Here is a 26,767-nt window from a genome sequence, read left to right as displayed (position 1 = left end):
GGGCCTGATCGCCCGCAGGCGACCCATTCGAAAGACCGCCCGGTCAGGGACCGCGGAAGGAACGGCCTCATGAGCAGAACCGTCATCGTTACCGGCGCCAGCGGCTTCATCGGCCGCCATCTGGTGGATGCGCTGGTGGCGCGTGGCCACCGCGCCATCGGCGTCAACCGCTCGGGCGCGCCGGTCCCCGGCTGCGACATCACCGTGGCGCTCGACCGGATGGGCGAATTGCCGGCTCTGCCGGCAGATGCCGCGCTCTTCCACGTCGCCGCCTACCGTTACGACGCCGCCGCCTTCCAGACGGCCCAGTCGGAGATCCTGGCGGTCAACAGCGAGCTGGCCAACCGCGTCTACCGCTTCTGCGTGGAGCGCGGCATCCGCGAGGTGCGGATGGCCAGCAGCAGCGCCGTCTATCCCGCCGGACTGCCGGTGATGGACGACGCGCAGCCGGTGGACCTGAACGCCCCGCCCTACCCCGGCGAAGCCTTCTACGCCTGGTCGAAGCGCTGGGGGGAGACGGTGGCCCGCCTGCATGCCGAACGCTACGGCATCAGCACCGTCGCCTTCCGCCTGTCCAACCCCTACGGCCCCTATGACGCGACCGAGCTGTCAGCCGCCCATGTCGCGCCCGCCTTCGTCATCAAGGCGCTGTCCGACGCCCCCGCCTTCGAGGTGATGGGCGACCCGGCGGCGGTGGAGCGCGACTTCGTCTATGCCGGCGACGTGGCCGAGGTGTTCGTCCGCTCGCTCGACTGGTCGGGTCGCAGCGACGCCTTCAACCTGTGCACCGGTGCCACCGTCAGCCTGAAGACCCTGGCCGAGACCGTGTTGGCGGTCGCCGGCATCGACAAGCCGATCGTCGCCGGCGGTGGCAGCGCCGGGGCCGGCGTGTCGGTCCGCCGCCTGGCCGGCGAGCGGGTGCGCGAGGCCTTCGGCGTCATCCCCACCCCGCTGGCCGACGGCCTGAAACCCACCATCGACTGGTACCGCCATGCCCTCGCCCACCGCCGCTGAGCCCGCCAAGTCCGCCGCCAATCCCGACCTCGCCGGAACGACCAGCCTGATCGTCGGCTCAGACGGGTTCCTTGGCCGCAATCTGGCGCTCTACATGGACGCTCGGGGCTGGAGCCATGCCGACATCGGGCGCGCCGCCGGCGACCTGACCGACTGGCCGACGGTGGCCCGCCTGTTCGAGGCGGCGCCCAAGGTGGACCGCATCTTCCACCTCGTCACCCGGCAGCGCACCGGCCAGGTGCAGTTCGGCATCCAGGGGGAGATGCTGGCGATCAACGCCCGCATCCACCTGAACGTGCTGGAGGCATGGCGCCTGTACCAGCCGCAGGCCAAGCTGATCTCCACCGGCAGTTCCTGCGCCTATCCCGAGCTGGACGAGCCGATCCGCGAGAGCCATTACCAGACCGGCCGGCTGCACCCGTCGGTGCGCGGCTATGGGCTGGCCAAGCAGGTTCTGGCAGAGGGGGCGCAGACCTATGCCGAGCAGTACGGCCTGTCCCACCTGCACTGCATCCTGGCCACCATGTACGGGCCGCACGACCATCTGGCCCCCGACCGCAGCCATTTCATGGGCGGGATGATCGAGCGGGCGGCGCGCGAGAAGGCCGGCGGCGCCACCAGCTTCACCGTCTGGGGGGCGCCCGACACGGTGCGCGAGCTTCTGTATGTCGAGGACCAGATCGAGGCGATCCTGGCCGCCGACGCCGCCTTCGCCAACGAGTTGCTGAACTGCGCCGCCGGGATGCCGATCACCATCGACGAGGCGGCCCGTGCCATCCTGGAGGCGCTCGACTGGCCGGCGGAGATCGTCTATCCGCCCGACAGCTTCCGCGGCGCCTCGCGCAAGGTGATGGACTCCTCCCGCTTCCTGGAGCGCACCGGCTGGACGCCGCGGGTCGGACTGGTCGAGGGAGTCCGGGCGACGCTGGCTGCTCCTTGCCGAACGTGAAGACGGGACTCGCCGCTTGAGCGGCGTTCCATTTCGGAAACATGCACTATGGGCGACTGTCGCTGGCTCTGTGCACGATTTTCTCACGGATATTTATGATCCGCCTTGATTGATCAGCAATACCGGCGAGCGTAGATTCTGAATTACGCTCGCCGGCAGAGGATCAGACAAAAGCTACATGTCCGGGAAACTGGGAATTCCTATCTCCAGGATTACTGTATACAAGTGAAAACTCCGGTCTTTGAATGAAACACTTCAACAGAATTTACATTCCAGACCGGATTTTTCTAGACGCGCTCAGATAAGCGGATGCGATCATGAACGGTTGGGAAATGCGTCAGCCCATAACGATCATGTCTCCCCATCAAATCTTATATCTTTCCCCGTAAGCGCTTTTACGACCATTCTGAAAAGGTTCTTTGCATCCGTACCGTTTATTCCAGATATACGCTGGAATACAGCCTGCTGGGTCTTCAGAAGATTGGCGCTTCGGGAAATCAACAAAGCATCCAACCACTCGATAAGACTCTGTGGGTCCGCATTGAGGGGGAGGCGATCAGCCATTCCCTGCATCTTGGCATAAACCGATACCCCATCCTCTTCCTCGATCACGCGATGAATCAGTCGCCCAAGCGCCATCCAACGCTGATCCAGAATCACAGGGCGCGTCGGAACCGTTATCTTCAATCCCTTGAGAAGATGGCTCCGAAGATGCTTCATTTTCTCGACTTGGCTGTCATAGAGGGCCTTATCCTGGCGCAGGGCCTGAACCAGAGCGATCGCCTCCGCCGGATTTCCATATGTCAGCTCCATATCCCCAACGAGATTTGGGAAATGCCGGCCAAAAAGACCTCGAGATTCTCTGGATAGAACCAGAGGGCGCAGATTTACGATAGCCGCAAGCGCAGCTTCCAGAGTGTAGCGGGCCGCTCCACCAACTCGCACAGGCGGAATGACAGCCACCGAGGCGATCGCGTAGGCGCTACGCGGATCTGCGACAGGTCCGGTAACGAAAATCGAGGAGTCGGGAATAGGCGTAAAATCACGTCCGCCGACCACCAGAGCAGCCAAACCTGACGAACGCAGTGCCGCAATCCAGTCCTGCTTTATCGAATCGAAACCATGCAGCGCAGCCTGCCTGCGATGGTTCCCAGCATCGATAACCATGTCAAAGCAGGAAACGGTCAGCAGCCGCTGCAGCTGCTCCAGCTGGCCGGTGCGCCAAGAACTCTCGAAGTCCGCCCATGGACGCTCGCAAAGACAGGCGCTGACAGCCTCCCCGCAGTCCTGGGCACCCGCAACAGCGTCCCAAGTCAGTGGCCGCGCGAGCTCTACCGAAAGGCCCAGGACTGTATGAAGGATGGCGAAGGGCTTGCGGACTTCCGATGCCCCTCCGGCAGCCTGCTGTACGGCCTTCAGGAACCGGTCGACCATCTCGTCTGGGAAACGGTCGCGGACAGATCGACGAAGAGTCAGGATGTGCCCCGGATCGAACAAGGCATCCAGCAGTTCTCCCGCTTCACGACTGTCCACCTGCGCACCGTGAACGAAACCGATGAAATTGCGGAAGATGGAAGCCAGCTTGGGCTGCCAACTGGTATATTCATTTGCCGCAATGGCTGTCTCTGGGGACGCCCAGTCAATTCCAATGTTCTTCGACACGTCTTCCAGACGCTCGATCGCAGCCGAATAGGCCTCCCAGCTCGCCGCCGCCGCACGCTCACTTTCTTCTCTCGAAGCGAGCAGATCCAAAATCCTTGTAGCCACGTCGGCCGGCTCGGCCATGGCGGCGATCCACGGCACTTCGCCTTTGTCGACCTCATTGGGCATGGCAAACATCACCACCGGCCGGCCAGCGGAAACCGCACGCCACGCATCGCGCCGAACGCGCGGATCCCCCGAAGACGACGACACAACAACTCTACTGGCCGCCAACAGCAGGTCCAGGCTTGCAGGCTCATTGATGTGAATGAAGGGGACACCGGCAGGCGGCGCAATGTCGGGCCGTTGAAAGGCAACCACAAGCACCTTGATGTCGTGCGGAGCCAAATGGGGGCCGTAGAGTTCGTCGACGAAGCGCCTGATCGAACGGTCGGCTTTATGATCCGCACTGACGATGCAAAGGACATCGATGCCATCGTCTATCTGAGGAGCTTGGGACGCGAGATAGGACCTGAAGCCCTGAACCGTGTAGATTCCGAGCGGAAGTGAAGGACATTCACGCTCGGCCAGATAGGACGCCAATTCCCTTGCCTCAAAGAGATTGGGAACGGTCACCGCTGGAACGGGAGGCAAGGGCGGCAGTTGAATATAGCCATCCCTGCTCGACATCGAGCCGCCACAATCCGGATACAGCGTAACGAAGCGGGCGCCAGGGCCAAGCGGCAGCAGGTGGTCCAATTGGCTCGCTGCCTTGAACTTATCTCCTTCAAGCATCACTGCGGTCGAAGCGATCCGCCCTTTCAGCAGCGGTCCCACCACTTTTGCCGCCTGCTCCGTAAAGAGAGCCGACGTCAAATCGCTGCCAAATACCAGTCGCTCACACTCGCGATACAAGCTGAAAGTCAGACGGCCAGACGGAAGGCGTCCGCTCATCCAGGGCAGGATCAGATTGGAAATCCAATCGAACCCCATCGCATCGAGCGCATCCGCCGGCATCCGGAGGAAAGCCATCACCTCGATCGCCGCAGCGTTCGGGAACAACCGGCTCAGCGAACGATGAACGCTTTTGACAGGCATCCGCAGCGGAACGTCGGCGTCAACGCTGACGATCAGACGTATGGTCGTGCCCTTCGCATCGGACAGCAACGCCGCATATCTCAGCAACTCTTCCACGGCAAGTGAGGGACGGATGTTGCCGATCTCCTCACAATCGACGAAGACATGGACGATGTCGCTGAGCGTGGAAGGGACATATGGCGCCGGCGGCTTGGAGCGAAGTTCTCCGATCTGTAGTGTGAACGGCGAAAGAGGCTGTATCGGCTGCTTCGCGACGATTTGAAGAATAGCAGCCTCGTAATCTTCCGCTGTCCGTTCCCAGCGAAACTCTTCAGCCCAGGATTTTGCATTGATGATTGAATTGATCTTGGCGTTTCTCTGCGTATTCAGAACAGAGGCGACTGCATTTGCAATGGTATCTATATCGTATGGGTCACAGTAGGTCGCATGAGAGCCGGCAACCTCGAAGTGGGAAGCGACATCGCTAACAACAACCGGCAACCCAAAGCTCATTGCCTCCAAGATGGGGATCCCAAAACCCTCCCAGAGAGATGGGAATATAAGAACATCGCTTTTGGCGTAAAATTTGCTTAGCTCCATATCATCAACGAAGCCAGTAAATTCTATGGTCGCATGCTCCTGAGCTCTTCTCAAAATATAGTTGAATGTGTTGCCAAATAGATTGCCGCCGCCATCGCTATCGCCGATGACTAGGACGCGCAGTTTCCTTGGGGCAATCAAATTTGCAATAAGAGGGATAGAACGGAAAACAGCTTGATGGTTTTTTCTTATCTCCACAGTCCCAACAAGGGAGATTGTACATTCATCGCCTTTCGATTGATCAAAATAAATAGAATCTGCATTTCGAGCAATACGCTCAAGAAGCGTATTGCCATGGGCAATAAGAACAACGGTCGATTTCTGCTCTGCATTAGGAAAAGAAAGAATAAGGTCGCGCGCAGTTGACTCGGATATCGAGATAAGAAGGGAGGCCTTTTCGACAACACTGCCAAATGTTTTGAAAAAACGCGACCGGTCCACTCCAGGATACTCTTCTATTCTGAGCGGAATCAGATCATACGCGACACAAACGAGATGGCATCCCAAAGCCTCTTTAGGCCATGACCAAACCTCTTCAAAGCACTCGAAGCTCAATATTGCGTCGAGCTTCCATGATGCCAAGTAAATTGGCTCGATCCCAGCTTCCCTCAGATGCGCATCACGATCATGGGTAACCCCAGGCACCGTGGAGAGATATGTCTCAAGAGGATAGCACATCGCAACGATGGTGCCATAATTGTACGAAAGCTGAACAACAGCATAGTATAAAACATCATCAGAGCTTCTGAAGCGAGATGAAATTTCACGAGCAACTCTCTGAACCCCACGAGGACGGGGAGATTGAAGATTCTGAGCCCAAACCCCTATCGAAACACTCATCTTGTTCTTCCTAGATACGAAAAATAGATCAGGAATTTCTCTAAAATACTTTATAGCATTATCATAATGCCATCCCTCATATCTCTGCCTCTCTATCTCTGTGCCGACATCTAAAAACCTCGTCGGCACAGAGAATTTCATAAAATGCTATATATCACACCAAGGTGCTGCGTGATTTAAAGTTGAGCGGAGCATCGATAGAAATGATATCCACAGAATTTATCTTCATATATCCATTTTCACTCGACTTCTGGACCTGCAAAACCTTATAAACAACTTCGCAATCTTTATGAACAAGAGCCATCATATCCCGACAATCCTGGGAGAACAATTTGGCTGTTTCATAAAATTTCGTCTGTATTGTTCCATTGACCCATATCTCGGAAGCAACGACACAGTCTTTTGCGTCCAGGGAAAGGACGAAAAGATAACGGCCTCTGGATAGTTTCATTCGGAATGTAGAGTAAACAACTCCCTGGGAATCGACTTCAACCTCAGCTTTTAGTGGATCAAGACTGCAGATCTTTCTTTTCTGAACGGGATTGTGAAGATTATATCTTCCAAGCGCAGAAGCATGAATGGCAATTACATTTCGAATCGTGGTCCCTTCAAGATAGTCATTCGATGAACGAACGGCATGAAGACCTGCAGAATCGAATATCTTATAATCCATGTCTGACAACAGCTCTAGGCACCTGTCGTCCCCAACATTCTGCTCAAGAATAAGCACGGGCTTCTTTTCAGAAATTGTCTTCTTAAATCCACGAAGAGCATAATATTCACTCCCCTCGATATCCATCTTTACAACATCAGGGAGCATTGAATGCTCTGCAACGAAATCGTCCAGCGCAAGAGACCGACCAACCCTGATGGCATGCGGGTCACTAGCTTCATCAGAGCAAACACGGGAAGCTGCCGGCGCGATGCTGTTATGACTCAAATACATGTTAAGATCACTTTCTTCCCAAATGATCTTATTAACGATAAACGTATTTGTTAGATGACTGCGAATCATGTTCCAAGTGAGTTGCGAAAGGATATGCTGATTTCCTTCAAACAACACCACTTTTCCCCGAGGACCAGTCAATCGGGCCATGATGATGGCGAGTCCACCGATAAAGGACCCTACATCGAAGCATGTATCCCCAGGCTGAACCAGTTCCTGCAGTGCAATATTAACGTTCGGCTCAGAACAATGAGATTCCCACCAGCGGGCGATGGACGGGCGCTCAAAGGCATATCGCGTCATGGCTCCATCGAAGAGCGCCTCGAAATCTCCTGCAAACTCGGTCATTCCTGCCTCTCTTTTCATCAACATGCTGGGCGTTATTAAGATAGAACTCTTAAAAGCGATACCTATACGCTCATTTCATGAAATTTTCTATTCTCTACCTTGATCGCAGCGTGATCGATCATTGACAGGAGCACCCCAGGTTGATGGAATTTTAGCCAACTTTTCTGGATCTCCAACGCTTCGGCGCGAAGTGCATCATAGTTTTCAACAACATCTCTTACTGCCAGAAGCAGGCTCATATGATCGTCCGCGATACATTCCCGCCCCCCTCCGTGCCGCTTGAGCTGAGAAGCCATCCATGTGCCACGGGACACGACAGCAGGCTTACCAAGTGCAATTGCCTCTGTGTAGATTCCTGAAGTTTGGCGATAATAGTTCGAAAGAGCATATGGAATAAGAAAAACATCAATTGTCCCTATGAAATTTCGATAGCTCTCCGGACCCATTATCTCTTTGTAAAGTACCACGTTCCTGCATTGCTCGAGTTGAGCCATCGCGGTCTGAAAAAATTCAGCTCGCGGATTCAAGCAGTAGGCATGAAGATGGAATTCGACCGGGCGGGATGGTGGGCGTTTTTCCATAAAACGCGCAACAAAAGGCAGTAGATGGAAGCCTTTATGTATCCGGGCTTCGCCAGAGTATCCGATGCGCAATGGAGCGCCTGCAATAGGATTGGAACTAGCAACATGCGAGATTGTATGTGGAATTGGCGCCAAATCTATATTTAAAGATGTCAATTCTTCATATTCAGCAACGAGTTGCTCTGAATCAGCCAGAAGGTAAAAATTCTTAGAAGTCACACTTCCTTCAATACGGGCAAAAGCATCCCTATAGTGATCAATTGCATGGTCATACAAGTTTGGCTCAGGAAGACCTGTGAAGTGGAATATCATTGTCACAAAAGGCCTCTTCTCACTAGGCAAACTTTCTACCCAATCCACAACCCCTCTAATACCCCAGTGCTTAATGGTATTTATAATAATCATATCATTGCTGGAGATATCGAACATCTGATTGAGCTTGCTCAAATCTCTAGCCAATGCATATTCGTGCGATGCACGGATAGCATCATAGTTTTCCTTTGTCGACAAACCGAGAGGTTGGCCTACATTACGCTCATCGCACCAATAAGTAAGAAGCGGAATTGTGCCAGTTTCCTCAATCAGCTGCTTTTCTGCAGCCAAGTTCCCGATAAGTATTGCTTTTTCCCCTCGAGCCTCCACAATATCTTTCAATGGTTTAAAATATTCATAACAATGACCGGAATACATTATGAGAGACTGATCAACAAAAAAGTACCTTTTCTTGCGATTTTCTGCCATTTTTTACTCTCCTCAAAATAAATTTCCCGTTTATCTTGGGAACGATTCGTTAAATTTCATTGAAGTTTTATATATTTTTGCAATCTCAACCTATAATTAAATCCCCCGAAGCTTGGAAGTAAATTTTACCGGCATTTAACCGTACATTCAATCCCTAATTCTTTTGCGCCCTTAAGCTACTTAGCAATCGCGAAATACATAAAATATCAATATAGATTAATTGATATTCGTCGTCTATATAAAAAACAGAGAATATAGATATTCTCATATATTATATAAATAAAACATTACAGAAACAATCTCATTGATATAGTCTGGATACATGCTTTAGCAGGATGCGGAACAAGGGCTATTTGCGGCAGTTTGGTCNTGCCTTGGGCGAAACCTCCAGCACGATGGCGTCGAGGGGGGAGTCGAGCTGGACCAGCGACTGGCGCTTGCGCGCCTTGGTCAGCTGCTCGCGCACCGCCTCGCGCTCGTTGCGCTGGGTGGTCAACTCTTCGATGATCTTGCCGTTCCACTGCTGGATGAAGACGTCGCGCTCGGCCAGCAGGGCCTGCAGGTCGTGGCGGTTGCCCTGCAGCTCGTTCTGGTTCAGGACCAGGTTGCGTTCGATGTCGATGCGGTCGCTGGTGGCCTGCAGCAGGTTCAGCTTGCTGCCGACCTGGGTGGCCAGCAGCGTGGACCGCATGGTCTCGATCTCGCGCAAAAAGCCGGAATATGTTCGTTTTTCCGCGTCCTGCTAGACGGTTCGGCCGCCGTTCTACGTCTTGCGGACTGGCAACCGAACCATAAGCCCTGCTGTCATTTCCCTACCGTCAACCCATATCCGAAACGACGGGTTTCGGGTTGTTTGCCTTTGCCACCATCGGCTCCAAAGCCGGCAGGTGCAGGATCTGCCTCAGGGTCATCGCTCCCGCCACGTCCTTGTGCACCGCCAGCACCAGCTTCTCGGTGCCGCCGTCCGATGGAGCCAGCGGCGGGCGGCGGTTCACGATCACGATGTCGCCGTCATTCATCATCCGGGCGGTGGGGCCGAAATAGCCGGGCGCCAGCACCGTCGCAATATCGTCCCGGGTTCCGACGCCCCAGACCGTGAACCCCAGCGAACCGGGAAGCTCGGCGATCGGTTGGACATGGGTATAGGGGGTCATCATCGCTGCAACTCCATGCGGATTGATGCGCAAGGAATAAATACATGCGATAGGATGATGATCAACAAAACACAGAAAAATCCCGTCTCATCAGACGGATAGCCTCCCCGGCGCCGGACAGGACGCCGGCAGGACCGGGGAGGGAGCAGGGAAGGAACCGGGGATCGTATCCCCGGTTCCTTCCCGGCCGGACTATGCTGTCGCCACCAGCTTGGGGTTCTTCTTCCACTCCTCCATGATCACCTGGGCCTTGTGGCGGTCCTCGCTGGTCAACTCCACCCCCAGCGCATGCGCCTTGGCCTCCAGACCGTCGCGCTCCGGACCGGGTTGGGTGGCGGCGGCGGCCATGATGGTCCAGACATAGGCCTGGATGGGATTGTAGGCCTTGCCCTCGCGGCTGGCGTAGAGCGCGCCCAGGTTGGTCATCGCGCCAACGTGGCCCTGCGCCGCGGCCTTGCGCAGCCAATCCACCCCTTCCACCAGCTCCGGCCGGCCGCCCCAGCCATGGGCCAGCATCAGGCCCAGATTGACCTGGGCACCGACATTGCCCTGCATCGCCGCCTTGCGGTACCAGACCGCGGCCTCGGCATGGTCGGGGGCGCCGGCCAGCCCGTTGGAATGGATCAGGCCAAGGTTGAACTGGGCGTTGACGTTGCCCTGCTCGGCCGACAGGCGGCACCATTTCAGGGTTTCGCGGTAATCCTTGGGAACGCCGTGCCCGCGGGCATGAAGCAGGCCGAGATTGACCTGCGCCACCGGATGGCCCTGCTCCGCCGCCTGCCGGTAGAATTCCGCCGCACGGGCCGGTTCTGCCTCCACCCCGGTGCCATGTTCGTAGATGATGGCAAGCGCGAGCTGGGAATTGACGAAGCCCTGGGCAGCGGCCCGTTCGTACCAGACGAGCGCCTGCCCGATGTCGCGCTCCACCCCCTGGCCGTTGGCGTAGAGGGAGGCGAGAGCGTGCTGGGCCACGGCATAGCCCTGTTCGGCCGATCTCCTGTACCAGTCGGCGGCAGCGGCATGGTCCTGCGGCACCCCCTGCCCGAAGGCATGGAGCAGGCCCATATGGTGCTGCGCCTCGGCATGGCCGGCTTCCGCCGACAGCCGGTACCAGTGCAGGGCCTGGGCGATGTCAGGCGTGATGCCGAGACCATTGGGATAAAGCAGGGCCAGATTGGCCTCGGCCGCCGCCGGATTGGCCTTGGCGACGGTCTTGTACCAGCGCACCGGCAGGGCGCTATCCTGAGGCGCGCCTTCGCCGTTGGCGTAACACAGGGCGAGCGAGAACTGCGCCTCCCTGTGCCCCTGGTCGGCCGCCTTGCGGAACCAGTGGGCGGCGTCGCCGAAATCGCGCACCACCCCATGGCCGCGGGCATAGAGCTGGCCCATGCGGTATTGCGCCTCGGCATCGCCCCGGTCGGCCAACGGCATCCAGTTGGCCACGGCGCCGGCATAATCCTCCGCCTCGAAGGCGGCGAGACCCTGCTGGAAATCCGGCTTGCGGGAACCGGTGGATTTGCTTCGCTTCAACAGCTTGCCGAACAAGATCAGGGCTCCCGCAGGCTTTCGTCGACTCCGCGCAGGATCGGGCGGAGGAAATAGGTGATGATGCGGCGCTCGCCGACCTTGATGTCGGCCGTCAGCGGCATGCCGGGGATCAGGCGGAAATTGGAAGGCACATTGTCCAGCGTGGTGGTCAGCAGCTTGATCCGCGCCCGGTAGAAAAGCGCACCGGTCGCATTGTTGTTGCTGTCCTTGTTGGAGAAGGAGTCCTCGCTGATCGTCGTCACCTCGCCGTCGAGCGCCCCGTGCTGCATGTACGGGTAGGCATCGAGCTTGACGCGCACCTTGTCGCCGACCTGGACGAAGGCGAGGTCGCGGGCATCGATGTTGGCCTCGACCTCCAGCGGAGAGCCGACCGGCACCAGGGTGAAGAGCGCCTCGGCCTCCTTGGCGATGGAGCCGGGGGCTGCCTTGGGCGAAACCTCCAGCACGATGGCGTCGAGGGGGGAGTCGAGCTGGACCAGCGACTGGCGCTTGCGCGCCTTGGTCAGCTGCTCGCGCACCGCCTCGCGCTCGTTGCGCTGGGTGGTCAACTCTTCGATGATCTTGCCGTTCCACTGCTGGATGAAGACGTCGCGCTCGGCCAGCAGGGCCTGCAGGTCGTGGCGGTTGCCCTGCAGCTCGTTCTGGTTCAGGACCAGGTTGCGTTCGATGTCGATGCGGTCGCTGGTGGCCTGCAGCAGGTTCAGCTTGCTGCCGACCTGGGTGGCCAGCAGCGTGGACCGCATGGTCTCGATCTCGCGCACCACCTTCAGCCGCTCGTTCAGATGGACGCGGTCCATCTCGTACTTGGCGACGTTGGACTGCAGGCGTGCGAGCTTCTCCTCGTAATTCTCCATCTGCGACTGGTACTGGGCCTGCCGCTCCCGCCACAGCGACTGCTGCAGCGTGCCGTAGCCGTAGCGGTCGATGCCGCCGACGAAGGGCTTGCCGTCATGCTCGGCCTCCAGCCGGGCGATCATCGCGTCGGCGTTGGCTAGGCGGGATTCCAGCTGCTGGACGTCGGCCTGGGTGAAGGTCGGGTCGAGCGTGGCAAGCACCTGGCCCTGGCGCACGACGTCGCCGGGACGGACCAGGACCTGCTTGATCGCCGCCATCTCCAGCGGCTGGACCATGACGTTGGGCTCGGTCGAGATGATCTTGCCCTGCGAGGCGACGATCTTGTCCAGAAAGGACAGCGACGCCCAGGCGATCAGGCCGATGACGAACAGCGCCAGCAGATGCAGGGTGATGCGCGCCAGAAACGGATCGGGGGCGTTCTGGATCGCCTCTGTGTCCTTTTGGAAGGCGCCGATGGCCGCCTTTCCCCGCGCCTTCGACCGCTTGTCCAGTGACTGGGCCGGCCCCCGCGGCGCCGCGTCGTTGGCGGGAACGCGCGTCGTCTCAATTTTCGCAAGCTTCTGTGCGGTCAAGGGACGCGCTCCTAGATGTGCCGGTTCTGCTGGTGCCAGAGATGCTGGTAGATGTCGCAGCGTTCCAGCAGCTCGTCATGCTTGCCGCTGTCCACCACCTTGCCGCGGTCCATCACCAGGATGGTGTCCGACGGAACCAGCGACGACAGCCGGTGCGAGATGATGATGACGGTGCGGCCGCGGGCGATGTTCATCAGATTGGCCTGGACGATGGCCTCGCTTTCGGCATCGAGCGCCGAGGTCGCCTCGTCCATGATCAGGATCTTCGGGTTGGTCAGCAGGGCGCGGGCGATGGCGAGACGCTGGCGCTGACCGCCGGAGAGGTTGGACGAGCCTTCCTCCAGCATGGTGTCGAGGCCCTTGGGCAGCCGCTCGACGAATTCGTCGGCGCCGGCCAGATGGATGACCTTCAGGATCTCCTCGGTCGTCGCCCCTGGCTTCGCGGCGGAGACGTTCTCGCGGATGGTGCCGGTGAACAGGAAATTGTCCTGCAGAACGACGCCGATCGAGGCGCGCAGATGGTCGAGGTCGTATTCGCGCAGGTCCCGTCCGTCGATGCGGATCAGGCCTTCCTGCGCCCGGTGCAGGCCCTGCAGCAGCCGGGTCACGGTCGTCTTGCCCGAGCCCGAGCGGCCCATCACGCCGAGGATGGTGCCTTCGGAGGCGGTGAAGGAGACGCCGTCGAGCGCCGGCGGAGACGAGGGGGCATAGCGGAAGCGCACCTCCTGGAACTCCACCATGCCGCGCAGCGGCGTGCGCAGGCCGCGGCCGGTGCGTCCCTCCTCCGGAGGATGGTTCATGATCGAGCCCAGCATCTGGACCGAGATCGACACCTCCTGGAACTGCTGGACCAGCTGGGCCATCTGCAGCAGCGGCTGGGTGACGCGGCCGGCCAGGATGTAGAAGGCGATGAGCGCGCCCATCATCAGCTCGCCGTTCAGCGCCAGATAGGTGCCGAGGCCCAGCAGGCAGGCCATCATCAGCTGGTTCAGCGGCTGGGCCACCGTCTGGCCGATGATCATGATGCGGCCGACGTCGAAGCGCTGTTCGGCGGCGCGGGCGACGCGGTGGTCCCACTCCTGCTTCTGGCGGGAATCGAGCGCCAGCGACTTCACCGTGCGCATGCCGTGGATGTTCTCGATCAGGAAGGATTGCTGGCGGATTTCCGCCTGGTACAGCTCCTTCAGCCGGCCTTTGATCAGCGGGATCATGATGCCGATGTTGATCGCCATCAACACGGAGAAGGCCAGGACCAGCACCGTCAGCGGCACGCTGTACATGAACATGATCGGCAGGAAGATGACCAGCGAGACCGTGTCCAGCAGCGTCATGAAGAGCTGACCGGTCAGGAAGTTGCGGATCCGCTCGGCCTGCTGGACGTTCTTGACGATCTCGCCCGACGACACCCGCTCGAAATAATGCATCGGCAGGCCGACGAGCTTGTTGAAGACCTGGACGTTCATCTTCGCGTCGATCTTCTTCGTCGCGTAGAGCATCAGGTACTGGCGCAGGTAGGAGAAGGCGGTCTCGAACAGGATGACGCCGACCATGCCGACCATCAGGACGCTGAGCGTGCCCAGACTGCGGTGGACCAGCACGCGGTCGATCACCAGCTGGAAGAAGATCGGCACGGCTAGCGCGAACAGGCTCATCAGGATCGCCGCGATGCCGATGTCGCGGAAGATGCGCTTGTGCCGCAGGATCTCCACCAGGAACCACTTCAGGCCGAAGGGCTGCTCGGTGTCGGTCAGGCCGTAGTCGCGCTTCAGCAGCACCACCTCGCCGGCCCAGGCCTGGCTCAGGCGGATACGGTCGACCGGCAGGATCAGCTCCTGGCCGGCCAGGGGATCCTGCAGGATGGCGACGTCGGTGTCGCCCTGCTTGCCGAAGCCGACCACCACCATGGAATTGCCGTTGCGCAGGCGCAGGATGGCGGGAAAGGCGTCCTGGAGCTTGCCCAGATCCTCCCACTCCAACGTCGTCGCCTCGGCCTTCAGGCCGATGGACTTGGCCACCCGCAGGAGACGGGCGGTGTCCAGCTCCTCGTTCCCGATGACGTTGCTGTGCTGAAGCCGCTCGGCCGAGACGTCGAGGCCACGCTGGCGCGCGACGGCAGCCAGGGAATGCAGCCCGGTATGGGCGCAGGGGACTTCCGCAGCAAGGGTCATGGGAACCGCCGTGAGAAATGTGGAATGCGTCGCAAAAGCAAGGTCTTCATACCGTTCGGTCACCCGGTTTTACCGACCATCCGCTCCTGGGTCCGGGGCGCGACGAAGCATGGTGCCTCCGCCACTTGCGGATGATGCACGACCACGCGATTCCGCTGGAATAGCAGAAGAGGCACGACAGCGGCAAGCCATCTGTCCCGGGGGGCATCCGCCATCCATCATATGTCCCCGCCCCCCTGTGTCCGTTGTGGCACATTCGCTGGAGGCGAGATGCCGCTTGCGGACCTTGCGCCGTCATTGCTATCGACCGGCGGACGGCCCTCGTGCCGACGAAGACCGAAAAAGCCAAGCGGGCAGTCCGATGAAAAAGCCTTCACGCAAGCAGGCCAAGGCCAAACGCCCGGCCGGTCTGCCCCCCTCCCCACGGAACGTGGGGCCGGCTGCCCCCCCCCCGGCGTCGGACGCCGGTTTCGGCCGGGCACTGACGCTGCACCAGGCAGGCCGGACGGCCGAGGCCGAGGCCGGATACCGCACGGTTCTGGCCGCCGATCCGGGCCACGCCAACGCCAACAACAACCTCGCCATCATCCTGCGCGCCCGCGGCGACTGGGAGGAGGCGCTGGGCTGCTACCGCCGGGCGCTCACCCGCAACGCCGGCGATCCCTTCGTCCACAGCAACCACGGCTGCCTGCTGCTGGACATGGGCCGGATCGCGGAGGCGGAGGAGGCGCTGCGCACCGCCATCCGGCTGAAGCCCGACTATGCCGAGGCCCATTTCAACCTGGCGAACATCCTGCGCAAGCGCGGCGAGCGCGAGGCGGCCAAGGCGGCCTATGGCGAGGCGCTGCGCCTGAAGCCGGACATGGCGCCGGCCCTGTGCAACCTGGGCGACCTGCACAAGGGAGCGGTCGAGCTGGCCCGCGCCGTGGACTGCTTCGTCGCCGCGCTGAAGGCCGACCCGAAGTCGGCCGAGGCCTGGAACAATCTGGGCGAGACGCTGAAGGAGATGGGCCGGATCGATGAGGCGATCGGCGTCTTCCAGAAGGGTCTGGAGGCCCACCCCAACCACGCCCTGATGCATTCCAACCTGCTGCTGGCCCTGCACTACACCCCGGCCGTCCCGCCCGAGACCATCTTCAAGGCCCATGCGGTGTGGGCGCAACGCCATGCCGATCCGCTGCTGCCCGCCGGCAAGCGCCACGCCAACCCGCGCGATCCCGAACGCCGCCTGCGCGTCGGCTATGTCTCGCCGGACTTCTGCGCCCATTCCGTCGCCTTCTTCGCCGAACCGCTGATCCGCGAGCATGACCGCGACCGGTTCGAGGTGTTCTGCTACCATGCCGCCACACGCTCGGACGTGGTCACCGAACGGCTGAAGGGACTGGTGGAGGGCTGGCGGTCCGTGGCCGGAATGGACGACGCGCGCGCCGCGGCGCTGATCGAGCAGGACGGCATCGACATCCTGGTCGACCTGACCGGCCACACCGCCAACAACCGCCTGACCCTGTTCGCCCGCAAGCCGGCGCCGGTCCAGGTCAGCTGGCTGGGATATCCCGACACCACGGGCATGCGCGCCATCGACTGGCGCTTCAGCGACGCCATCGCCGAGCCGCCGGGCGAGGCCGACCGGCTGAGCGCCGAGCGCATCGTCCGCCTGCCGCACGGCTTCCACAGCTACCGCCCGCCGGTGGACGTCGCCCCGCCGGCCGAGCCGCCGTCGCGCGCCAACGGCCATGTCACCTTCGGCTCCTTCAACAACACCTCGAAGGTGACGGGGGAGGTGGTGCGCGTCTGGTCGGAGATCCTGAAGCGGGTTCCGAACTCCCGCCTGATCGTCAAGAGCGCCCAGATGGGCGACGAGGAGACGCGCCGGCGCTACCTGAACACCTTCGTCCAGTGCGGGATCGATGCCGGCCGCATCGAGCTGCTGGCCCGGATCGACGCCGCCGACGGGCATCTGCGCGCCTACGACCGCATCGACATCGCCCTCGATCCCTTCCCCTACAACGGCACCACCACCACCTGCGAAGCCTTGTGGATGGGTGTGCCGGTGGTGACGGTGACGGGCGCCAGCCATGTCTCCCGCGTTGGCGCCAGCCTGCTGACCCATTGCGGCCTGACCGACCTGGTGGCATCCGACGAGGCTGGCTACATCGCCACCGCGGTGGCGCTCGCAACCGATGCGGGCCGGTTGACGGAGCTGCGCCGGACCATGCGCGACCGGCTGAACGCCGCTCCGCTGACCGACTACAAGGGCTTCGCCCAAGGGGTCGAGGCGGCCTACCGCGCCATGTGGCGCGACTGGGCGGCCAAAGGGTGATGAGCGGAAAGGCAGTGGACGGGACGGCGGCGGCCCATGCCGATACCGCCGCCACCGGCTTGGCTCTGCCGGATGACGATGGCCGGCTGATCCTGGTGAAGGAACTGCACGGTCATTCCGGCTGCCGGCTGTTGCTGCTGCGGGAGCGCGATTGCGATGCCTACCGTGTGCGCAAGATCTCCGGCTCGGCCGGTTACGACTCACGGCTTCGCGACCAGCGGCACAAGCAGTGCGAGATGGCGGCGTTGGGCCTGCCCTGCCCGGCGGTGCTGAAGGAGGGGCTGCTGGACGGTGGCGACCTGGCCGGACGCTACTGCTTCGACATGGAATATGTGCAGGGTCAGAACCTGGGGGATGTGCTCGAACATGGCGACAGCGCCCTGTTCGATACGGTCGCCGGTTCGCTTGCCGCCACGCTGCGCGGACTGGCGGCAACCACGTCCGGTTGCCTGCCCCCAGGCCTGTTCCTGGACAAGATCGCCGCCATCGCCGCCACCATCCCGCCCTGCCTGGAAAGCGGCAGGGATCCGGGTCGGATGCGGGAGGCGATCAGCGAGACCGCCACCCATCTCGCCGCCCAGGACTGGAGCGGCATCCCCGCCTCCCAGGGGCATGGCGACATGACGGTGGAAAACGTGCTGCGGCGTCCGGACGGCACGCTCTGCTTCATCGATTTTCTCGACGGGCCGCTGAACTCCTGCTGGCTCGACGTCGCCAAGCTGCACCAGGATCTGCAGGGCCACTGGTTCCTGCGCAACCTGCCGGACGAGCAGCGATCCGGTCCGCGCGGCCGTGGTCTGCGCATTGCCGCCGCGAAACTGGCCGCATTGCTGCACAGTCGGCTCCACCCTCTGTGGCCCGACCTGCACGGGCGGTTGCGGGTGCTGACCCAATTCCAGCTTTTCCGTATCGTGCCCTACTGCCGGTCGGACGAGATCCTTTCCTTCGTCCTCCAGCGCATCCGAGACATCGACAAGGACGCGACCTTCCCATGAGCGGATACACCATCCTCCTCCCGGCCGCCGGACGGTCGAGCCGTTATCCCAACATGCGGCCGAAATGGATGCTGTCGACACCCGACGGCGCCTTGATGCTGCGCCAGGCGCTGGAGTCGCTGGCGGGCGTCGCCCGCAGCCGTGTGGTCGTCGGCATCCTGCGCGAGCATGAGGAACGCTATGCCGCCACCGCCGGGATCCGCCGCGCCCTGGGCGAGCAGGTGGAGATCGTCGTCTTCGACGAGGTGACGCGCGGTCCGGCCGAAACCGCATATGAGATGATTCGCCGCGCCGGGGTCGATGGGCCGGTCATCATCAAGGATTCCGACAGCTGGTTCTCGCTGCCGGCCGCGCCGGAAGGCAGCAACTTCGTCTGCATCGCCGACCTGCGGCGCAATCCCGGGATCACCAACGTCGCCGGCAAAAGCTTCGTCTCGCTCAACGAGCAGAGCATCGTCGTCAACATCTGGGAAAAATCGGTCGAGTCCAACTTCATCAGCGTCGGCGGCTATGTCTGGAACTCGGCCAAGCAATATTGCGACATCTTCGATGCGTTGATGCGCAACGACCGCAACAGCGAGATCTTCATCTCGCATTTGATCTCCCAGGCGGTTCTGGACGGCTCGGTGTTCCTGGGCGTGGAGGTGGACGGGCTGGTCGATGCCGGCACCCTGCGTGAATGGACCGATCTGCAACGGCGGATGCGCACCTTCTTCCTCGATTTCGACGGGGTCATCGTCAAGAACAAGGGGCAGTATTTCCCGCCCTACTGGACCGATCCCGACGAACCGATCGCCGAAAACGTGGAATCCCTGCGCCGCCTGCAAGCCGAAGGCGCCCAGTTCGTCTTCGTCACCGCCCGCCCGGAAGAGCTGCGCGCCAAGGTCGAGGCGGTGCTGCGCGAGGCCGGACTGTCCTGGCACGCGCTGGTGATGGGGTGCCACCATGGTCCGCGGGTGCTGGTCAACGACTTCGCCCCGTCCAATCCCTACCCGTCCGCCGAAGCGGTGAACATCCCCCGCAATGTCGGTCGCCTGTCGGATTTTATCGCCGGAGCCTGATACCCGGTCATCGATGATGACCGCCGGTCCCCGCCCCGACTGGCGCGGCGGCGGCCCATGCCGCCGAAGCTTCCGATCCTGGCAAGTCAAGGATCGGAAGCCGCTGGCATGAGGCCTCGGGCCTGAGCTGGAGGAACAGGATGAGCACGCTTCAGATCGTCTTTTGCGGACAGATACGCACGCCGAAACTGTTCGAACTGTCGCTTCGCCAAGTGGCCGGAATGATCGAGCGCGGCCAGGTCGCCGGCGCGGTGATCGCCACCTGGCCAAGTGAGATCGACGCCCATGCATCGCTGTTCGAGAGGTTGCGGCACCCGGCCATCCGGCTGGTCAAGGTGAACCCGCCGTCGGGCGTGACCGTGCCGCACAGCTATTTTCACCAGATGACCCTGCTGCATGGAGCCTTGCGGGTTTTGCCGGCCGACGCGCTGGTGCTGAAGACCCGGCCGGACATCCTGTTCGATCTGCAAGACCTGCCAGCCCTGGTGCAGCGCCTGCTGGATGCGCCGCCGCCGCCCCGCGCGCCCTTCGTCTTCGAGCGCCGGGTCTGGGTGCCCCAGTTCGAAGCGACAGCGCCTTTCTGCATGAACGACCTGGTGTTCCTGGCCACCCGCCACGACGCCATGCAGCTTTGCAACTTCGACATGTCTTTCGAGCTGAACAATTTCTTCCTGGATCAGCCGGAGCAGCGCCTTCCCGAAGTTCCATCCTCCGCGGAAATCCGACGGTATCTATATCCGTTCCGCCAGAAATTTCCTCTTCTTGAGGAGTATTCCGAGGTGATTCACTTCACATATGGAGGACAGCCAAGAAGAAATGATGTCATGAATTACAATATTTCCAGCCAAATATACTGGGATTACATTGCTATTTATCTATGGATAATAAATAATTATTTCTTGATAGGAAGACCGAATTACAATGGAAGAGTTTCATTGGTAAGAAGAGAGAAGGAAACCGAAAATGGAGTTGGATTGGAAGGGGTGGATTATTGCTTTAACGCCATAAACCCAACGGACTTTATCGACAACTACCGCTTCCGGTGCGATGTCTTGGGGATGTTGTACTGTAGTACCCAGGAATGGACCGACGCCATCTTCTCCGGAAGGATGAGCGATCCGTCAGCCCGCACATTGATCCTGGATCGGGTTGAGGCGGCGCGAACATTCAGCCCCTCTCCCGAACGGCGAGAGTTGTTCCGCCGTTACCGTACAGGCTTGCTCGCTGCGGCCGGACTGGAGAAGACCCTAGGCTTTTGATTTTTCGTGCGGTCGGCCGGTCAGGATCAGGCACGAAGTCCCCCGATCCTGGCCGGTGAACCGGTCACAGACCCCGCAGGCCTCCGCGGTCGGCGGTCTCCAGGAACCAGCGGTAGGTGGCGGCGAAGCCGTCGCGCAAGGCCGTGGGGGCGGTCCAGCCCATCTCCGTCATCCGGCTGACGTCCATCAGCTTGCGCGGGCTGCCGTCCGGCTTGGAGGTGTCGTAGCGGAACTCGCCCTCATAGCCGACGACGTCGCGGATCAGTTCCGCCAGTTCGCGGATCGACACTTCGGTGCCGGTGCCGACATTGACGTGCGGTTCGTCCGAATAATGCCGGGCCAGGAAGAGCAGGCCGTCGGCCAGATCGTCGGCGAACAGGAACTCACGCTTGGGCGAGCCGGTGCCCCACAGCTCGACGAAAGGAAGTCCCTCCGTCTTGGCGCGGTGGATCTTGGCCAGCAGGGCGGCCGCGACATGGCCCCCTTGCAGGTCGAAATTGTCGTTCAGGCCGTAGAGGTTGGTCGGCATCGCCGAGATGAAGTCGCAGCCATACTGGCGCCGGTAGGCCTGGCACATCTTGATGCCGGCGATCTTGGCGATGGCATACCACTCGTTGGTCGGCTCCAGCGGGCCGGTCAGCAGGGAATCCTCGCGCATCGGCTGCTCGGCCAGCCGGGGATAGATGCAGGACGAACCCAGGAAGACCAGCTTCTTCACGGCCGTCCGGTAGGCACCGTGGATGATGTTGGTCTCGATCGCCAGATTGTCGTAGAGGAACTCCGCCGGCCGGGTGGAGTTGGCGAGGATGCCGCCGACGGTGGCGGCGGCGACGAAGACCAGGTCCGGCTTCGCTTCGGCCATCCAGTCCTCGACCTCCGACTGGCGGCGCAGATCGACGCGGTCGCGGCCGACGGTGATCAGGTCGCACGGCTCGCGCTCCAGCCGGCGGACGATGGCCGCCCCCGCCATGCCGCGATGGCCGGCCACCCAGACCCGTTTGCCCTCCAGGGAGAAATGCGTTTCCGTCCGCAACGTAAGCACCATGCCGCTATGAAAAGCCGCTGCTGTCGTAGCATCGGGCAGGCGGGGAATCCAGCCTGCTCCGCTCGACTTGACAAGCGCCGGCCCGGCGCGGGATCGTCCGGCCGCCTGCCGGGCGACCGCCCGGCAGCAGCCGACAGAGGACGCCGGAGCGGGCGGCCCAGCATTAAGGTTCCCATCATGATCCCGAACTTGGCTTTCACCTGGCAGCTCACGGAGGTCCACGGCTGGGGACTGGTGGGTGTCCACACAGCCCTCTACCTCGCCGACATGGGCCGGCCGCCCCTGCTGCTGGAAAAGCCGCTGATGGGCACACTGCGTCCGGAGAACCGGGCGAAGCTGCAGTCGCTGGAAGGCCCCTGCCAGCAGGTCGCCGCCATGGCCGACAATGCCAAGGGCCACATGCTGCTGCTGAAGGAGTTCGACGTCCTGCACGCGCTGGGCAACGGCTTCACCGCCGGCGGCCCGTCGGCGCGGTTCCGCGGCCGGCGCAACATCGGCGTCATCGCCTATGAGGACACCCGCTTCACGCCCGAGGTGATGGCCCGCGCCCGCCAGTACGACCGCATCGTCGTGCATTCCACCTACAACAAACAGCTTCTGGAGATCTGGGGCTTCGACAATGTCGGCCTCGCCTTCCAGGGCATCGACCCGACCGAGATGGTCGAGGCGGAACCGAGCGGCCGGTTCGGCGACCGCTTCGTGATCTTCTCCGGCGGCAAGCTGGAATTCCGCAAGGGGCAGGACATCGTCCTGGCCGCCTTCCTGCGCTTCCGTCAACGCCACCCGGATGCGCTTCTGGTCACCGCCTGGCAGAACGCCTGGCCGGAAGTCGGAATGACCATGGCGGAATCGCCGCTGGCGCCGAAGCCCCCCCGCGTCCTTCCCAACAACATGGTCGACGTGAAGAGCTGGGCGATGGAGAACGGCGCCGACGAGGCGGGTTTCCTCGATCTGGGCTTCCTCGGCCGCAACCAGATCGCCGGCGTGCTGGCCGACTGCCATGCCGCCGTCTTCCCCAACCGCTGCGAGGGGGCGACCAACCTCGTCGCCATGGAAGCGATGGCCTGCGGCGTGCCGGTGGTGCTGTCCAACAACACCGGCCACCGCGACCTGCTGAAGAGCGCGGCCCAGGGCGACGACCTGTGCCTGACGCTGGACCGGCAGGTTCCGGTCGCCGACCGCGACGGCAGCCGCTTCGGCTGGGGCGAATCCTCGGTCGACGAACTGGTGGAGGCGCTGGAGCGGCTCTATGCCGACCGCAGCGCCGCCAAGGCGCGCGCCGCCCGCGCCAAGGCCTTCATCCGCACCGAGCGCAGCTGGCGCGCCTTCGCCGAAGCCTTCGTCGAAGCGACGCGGTAAAAAACCGCCGGGCGCCCCGGATGGGAAGTCAGCGTCCCACCCCATCCAGCGCGTCGAGCAGGCGGCGCGCCGCGGCGTCCCAGGTGAAGTTGTCCCTCAGATGGCGGGAGGCATCGCGCCGTTCGCCCTCGGGATCGCGGACCACGCGGGACAGGATCTCGGCCGCCGCGTCCTCGTCCGGGTGCCACCAGTCCAGCCCATGGAAGGCCGGATAATAGTCGCTGCTGTAGGGCATCAGCGCCGGGCCGATGCCGCAGGGGATCAGGTGGGCGACCTCGTCGTTCAGATAGGCGGTGTAGGCGCTGTGCCGGGGTGCGATCAACCCGGCACCCAGGCATCCGGCCCGGGTGATCGGCAGATCCCACCCCTCGCCGTGCGACAGGCTGAAATAATGGGTCGCCATGGCATACAGCCCGGCGATGCCCTGCTCGTCGTAGCGGTCGGTCAGCAGGGCGATGGGGGCGGCCTCCTCCAGCCGGCGGCCAGTGGCATGCATGCCCTGCTCGACCAGCCGGCGCACCTCGCCTGCCAGGAACGCCCCGCCCTTGCCCACCTTCAGGATCAGGATCGCGTCGTCATCGGCGCGGGTGGCGCGCAGCCAGACCCGCAGAAGCCCGTCCAGGTTCTTGCGCGCGACGAAATCGGAGATGTTGAGCACGCGCACCCGGTAATCCATCACCGACCGGCCGCGCGGCCCCATGACGGTCGGCGGTGACGCTCCCGCGTCTGCCGGGTTGAGGGCGATGCCGGGCGGGCAGACGCGGATGCGGTCCTCCGGATGGCCGGCGGCGATCCAGGCCAGCCGTGAGGAGTCGGTCGGCACGATCACCAGATCATGCGCGCGGTTGCAGGCGGCGAAGGCCTCCGGGATCCGGGGACCTTCGAACATGGTGTAGTTGACGGTCGGCACGCCGGGGATCGGCTCGACCAGCGGCGGCGTCAGCACGCTGAGCGCCAGCCGTGGCCGCAACGGCCCGCCCAGCCGCCGCGCCGCCGCCTGCAGGATCGGGTCGGCGAAGGCAGGCCGCCAGCTCTCCTCGCCCGTCAGCCCGGCCAGTTGCAGGGGCTGGCCGCACTCCATCAGGCTGCGCACGAAATGCTGGGCGAAGTCGCCGTAGCCCGACAGCACGGAGAAGGGCGCACGCACCAGCAGCCCGTCCGGACATTGCGGCCGCCGGGCATTCTCGGCGATCCGGCGGTAGAGACGGGCGCGGGCCAGGAGGTCGGCGGCCTCCCCGGTCAGGCCGGCGCCATCCGGCGGCGCGGCCTCCACCAGCATCTCCTCGGCCAGATCGGGCCGGCCGAGCGACAGGCTGACTTTGGCCAGATTGCTGCGGGCATCGGCATGGTCGGGCCGGCCGGCCAGCACGCCGGCCAGGATTTCGGCCGCCTCGGCATGGGCACCGTTCGATATCAGCGACACCGCCAGCATCACCCGGCGGTCGGAATCATCGGGCACCAGCCGGACGGTGCGGCGCAGATGACGCGCGGCGCCGGCATAGTCGCCCAGCCCGTGCAGCAGGCTGCCCAAGCGGTCGTACGCCTCCGGACGCTCGGGCATCAGCACCGTCACCATGCGGAACTGGGCGGCAGCCTGCGTCCGGGCGCCCTTCGCCTGCTGAACCACGGCCAGATTTATGCGGCCCTGCAGGAAGGCGGGATCGAGGCCGACCAGCCGCACCAGCCGTTCCTCCGCCTCGTCCAGACGGCCAAGCTCGAACAGGATCGCACCGGCGAGATTGAGCGCGCTGCAGTCGCCGGGACTTTCACGCAAGACCTGTTCGACCAGGACCAGGGCTTCGTCGCGGCGGCCGGACCGGTACTGCTCGATGGCGCGCACGGTGTCTTGTCGCATGAAGCGGATATCCACTGGCTTGGCGGAAGGGAGCGAACGAGGGCGGACGGCGCGATTCTTGGGAAATGCGCTCTTCCGGGTTGCGGCCATAGCACGGTGTGTTTTTGCGGGTCAACCGGGGGGCGCCGGCTTCCGGAATTGCAATCGGCCCCGTCCGCCAGCCATAAAGGCGCCCGACCAAGGCCGAAGGCCCCATGCCCGTCGCGAGCCGCTCCATGATCCAGCCGCAGCCCTTCCTTATCCGTGCCGTTCACGCCCACCAGACCGACAGGCTGGACGAGGCCCGCCGGCTCTACCGCATGACGCTCGCCATCGAGCCCGCGCAGTGCGACGGGCTGCAGCTGCTGGGGCTGGTGGAGAAGCGGTTCGACCGGAACACCGACGGGGTGGCGCTGATGCGCCGCGCGCTGCGGCTGCTCCCGGATTTCACCACGGTGCGGCAGAACCTGTGCCGCACCCTGCAGGGAATCGGCGACCACAACGGCGCCCTGGCCCTGCTTCGGCAACTGACTGCGGAACTTCCCGACGATGCCGAGACCCTGTACCAGCTGGGCGGCACGCTCCTGCGGCAGGAGCGGCGGCAGGAGGCCGCCGGGCCGTTGCGCCGGGCCGCCATGCTGCGCCCGGACCATCTGGATACCCGCATCGCGCTCAGCGACGCGCTGCTGCTCCACCCCGCCTCGCAGCGGGCGGAGTTCGAGGAGTCGCTGCTCAACGCCCGGGCCGCGGCCATGCTGGACCCCGGCAACCCGGTGACCCATCTGCAGGTCGCCCTGGTGCTGGAGGAGATGGCCTGCGCGGCGGAGTCGCTGGCGGCCTGCCGCCGGGCCCTGCGCCTGCGGCCGACGATGACCGACGCCCGCCACATCGCCGGCATCAACCGGCTGCGGCTCGGCGACTTCGTCGGCGGCATGGCCGATTTCGAAGCGCGCAAGAACAATGTCTGGTTCCAGGCCGACGGCATCCCGGTCCCGATCTGGGACGGCCGGCCGCTGCCCGACGACACGGTGGCCCTGGCCGCCGAAGGCGGCTGGGGCGACATGATCCATTTCGTCCGCTACGTCACGCAGGTCGCCCGCATCTGCGGCGAGGTGGTCGTGGTCTGCCCACCGCGGCTGCAACGGCTGCTGTCGACCGTGCCCAATCCCGGCAACATCCGCTTCAACCCGGAACACATGCCTCCGATCAGGGCGCGGGCGATGTTCCTCAGCCTGCCCCATCTTCTGGGATCGACCGCCGACAGCGTGCCCAACCGCCCCTACCTGTCGGCGGACCCCGAGCGGGTGCGGCTGTGGACGGACCGGCTGTCCGGGCTGGGCGGCCTGCGCGTCGGGCTGTGCTGGAGCAACGGCGACGCCACCCGCGACGCCGATCCCAAGCGCTCCGTCCCCTTCGAGTTCGTCCGCCCGCTGGCCGCCATCCCCGGCGTCAGCCTGGTGGACCTGCACAAGCAGGACAACGACGCCAAGCGCCTGGGGGACGCCGACGAGGCGCTGCTCCACCGGCTGGGGCCAGATTTCGACGCCGGACCGGACGCCTTCCTCGACACCGCGGCGGTGATGAAGACGCTGGATCTGGTGATCGCCATCGACAGCTCCGTCCTGCATGTCGCCGGCGCGCTGGGTGTCCCGACCTGGCTGCCGGCGCCCTACCGGATGGACTGGCGCTGGATGAACGATGCGGAGCGGAGCATCTGGTACCCGTCCTTGCGGATCTACCGCCAGGACCGCCAATGGGACTGGTCCGGTTCGATGGCCCGCATCGCCCGCGACCTCGCCCGCGCCGCCGGGGCGAAGGCCGCCGGGCTGCCGCCGGACCTGCTGCCGGCCATGTGAGGGC

Annotated in this window: 17 protein-coding genes and 1 pseudogene; 8 read left to right on the top strand and 10 right to left on the bottom strand. The window is 62.6% G+C overall.

The window, feature by feature from the left end; genetic code table 11:
• Positions 1-69: 69 nt before the first annotated feature.
• Positions 70-1,014: an NAD-dependent epimerase/dehydratase family protein gene (locus A6A40_RS23540; protein WP_108548320.1), complete on the top strand. Its 945-nt coding sequence runs from the start codon at positions 70-72 to the stop codon at positions 1,012-1,014.
• A complete protein-coding gene (locus A6A40_RS23535; protein WP_108548319.1) occupies positions 992-1,963 on the top strand; it encodes an NAD-dependent epimerase/dehydratase family protein in 972 nt (323 codons plus the stop codon). The genes A6A40_RS23540 and A6A40_RS23535 overlap by 23 nt, the downstream gene beginning before the upstream one ends.
• A 351-nt stretch (positions 1,964-2,314) precedes the next feature.
• Here A6A40_RS23535 and A6A40_RS23530 read toward each other — a convergent pair whose 3' ends face one another.
• The 8 genes and pseudogenes from A6A40_RS23530 to A6A40_RS23500 all read right to left on the bottom strand — a co-directional run bounded on the left by A6A40_RS23530 (position 2,315) and on the right by A6A40_RS23500 (position 15,034).
• Positions 2,315-6,262, bottom strand: coding sequence for a glycosyltransferase family 4 protein (locus A6A40_RS23530; protein WP_108548318.1), 3,948 nt, complete (start codon positions 6,260-6,262; stop codon positions 2,315-2,317).
• A 13-nt stretch (positions 6,263-6,275) separates the two neighbouring features.
• Positions 6,276-7,415 (bottom strand): FkbM family methyltransferase, encoded by a 1,140-nt coding sequence (locus A6A40_RS23525; protein WP_158279358.1) that lies wholly within the window; start codon positions 7,413-7,415, stop codon positions 6,276-6,278.
• Positions 7,416-7,477: 62 nt separating this feature from the next.
• Positions 7,478-8,737 (bottom strand): glycosyltransferase family protein, encoded by a 1,260-nt coding sequence (locus A6A40_RS30540; RefSeq protein ID WP_146191625.1) that lies wholly within the window; start codon positions 8,735-8,737, stop codon positions 7,478-7,480.
• A gap of 370 nt (positions 8,738-9,107) precedes the next feature.
• Positions 9,108-9,428, bottom strand: a pseudogene (locus tag A6A40_RS23520) (HlyD family type I secretion periplasmic adaptor subunit); the annotation flags it as partial.
• A 127-nt stretch (positions 9,429-9,555) separates the two neighbouring features.
• The gene (locus A6A40_RS23515; protein WP_146191624.1) at positions 9,556-9,924 is read right to left on the bottom strand and encodes a hypothetical protein; all 369 of its coding nucleotides are present in this window, start codon (positions 9,922-9,924) and stop codon (positions 9,556-9,558) included.
• Between the two features lie 159 nt (positions 9,925-10,083).
• Positions 10,084-11,436: an SEL1-like repeat protein gene (locus A6A40_RS23510; protein WP_108548315.1), complete on the bottom strand. Its 1,353-nt coding sequence runs from the start codon at positions 11,434-11,436 to the stop codon at positions 10,084-10,086.
• A gap of 2 nt (positions 11,437-11,438) precedes the next feature.
• The gene (locus tag A6A40_RS23505; protein ID WP_236783992.1) at positions 11,439-12,866 is read right to left on the bottom strand and encodes an HlyD family type I secretion periplasmic adaptor subunit; all 1,428 of its coding nucleotides are present in this window, start codon (positions 12,864-12,866) and stop codon (positions 11,439-11,441) included.
• Between the two features lie 11 nt (positions 12,867-12,877).
• Complete coding sequence (locus A6A40_RS23500; protein ID WP_108548313.1) at positions 12,878-15,034, bottom strand: peptidase domain-containing ABC transporter; 2,157 nt, start codon at positions 15,032-15,034, stop codon at positions 12,878-12,880.
• A gap of 361 nt (positions 15,035-15,395) precedes the next feature.
• Here A6A40_RS23500 and A6A40_RS23495 point away from each other — a divergent pair, with 361 nt between their 5' ends.
• From A6A40_RS23495 to A6A40_RS23480, 4 genes are all read left to right on the top strand, one after another.
• Entirely contained in the window at positions 15,396-17,354 is a 1,959-nt protein-coding gene (locus tag A6A40_RS23495; protein ID WP_108548312.1) for an O-linked N-acetylglucosamine transferase, SPINDLY family protein, read from the top strand.
• On the top strand, positions 17,354-18,349 hold the full coding sequence (locus A6A40_RS23490; protein WP_108548311.1) for a phosphotransferase family protein: 996 nt from the start codon (positions 17,354-17,356) through the stop codon (positions 18,347-18,349). Before A6A40_RS23495 ends, A6A40_RS23490 begins: the two co-directional genes overlap by 1 nt.
• A complete protein-coding gene (locus tag A6A40_RS23485) occupies positions 18,346-19,410 on the top strand; it encodes an NTP transferase domain-containing protein (protein WP_108548310.1) in 1,065 nt (354 codons plus the stop codon). Before A6A40_RS23490 ends, A6A40_RS23485 begins: the two co-directional genes overlap by 4 nt.
• 140 nt (positions 19,411-19,550) lie before the next feature.
• Positions 19,551-20,669: a hypothetical protein gene (locus A6A40_RS23480; RefSeq protein WP_108548309.1), complete on the top strand. Its 1,119-nt coding sequence runs from the start codon at positions 19,551-19,553 to the stop codon at positions 20,667-20,669.
• A 64-nt stretch (positions 20,670-20,733) separates the two neighbouring features.
• Here the strand turns inward: A6A40_RS23480 and fcl are convergent, their stop codons facing one another.
• Positions 20,734-21,714, bottom strand: a complete 981-nt coding sequence (gene fcl, locus A6A40_RS23475; RefSeq protein WP_108548308.1) for a GDP-L-fucose synthase — start codon at positions 21,712-21,714, stop codon at positions 20,734-20,736.
• 177 nt (positions 21,715-21,891) lie between these two features.
• Between fcl and A6A40_RS23470 the strand changes: the two genes are divergently transcribed.
• Positions 21,892-23,073 (top strand): glycosyltransferase family 4 protein, encoded by a 1,182-nt coding sequence (locus A6A40_RS23470; RefSeq protein WP_108548307.1) that lies wholly within the window; start codon positions 21,892-21,894, stop codon positions 23,071-23,073.
• Positions 23,074-23,101: 28 nt separating this feature from the next.
• On the opposite strand, the gene A6A40_RS23465 is transcribed toward A6A40_RS23470, so the two are convergent.
• Positions 23,102-24,928, bottom strand: a complete 1,827-nt coding sequence (locus tag A6A40_RS23465; protein WP_236783991.1) for a tetratricopeptide repeat protein — start codon at positions 24,926-24,928, stop codon at positions 23,102-23,104.
• A gap of 194 nt (positions 24,929-25,122) precedes the next feature.
• On the opposite strand from A6A40_RS23465, the gene A6A40_RS23460 reads away from it, so the two are divergent.
• Positions 25,123-26,763, top strand: coding sequence for a tetratricopeptide repeat protein (locus A6A40_RS23460; RefSeq protein WP_108548305.1), 1,641 nt, complete (start codon positions 25,123-25,125; stop codon positions 26,761-26,763).
• Positions 26,764-26,767: the final 4 nt, after the last annotated feature.

The sequence above is a fragment of the Azospirillum humicireducens genome (assembly GCF_001639105.2).
Classification (GTDB): Bacteria; Pseudomonadota; Alphaproteobacteria; order Azospirillales; family Azospirillaceae; genus Azospirillum; species Azospirillum humicireducens.
Note: the sequence above shows the minus strand (reverse complement) of the source record. Positions and strands in the feature narration are given on the sequence as shown.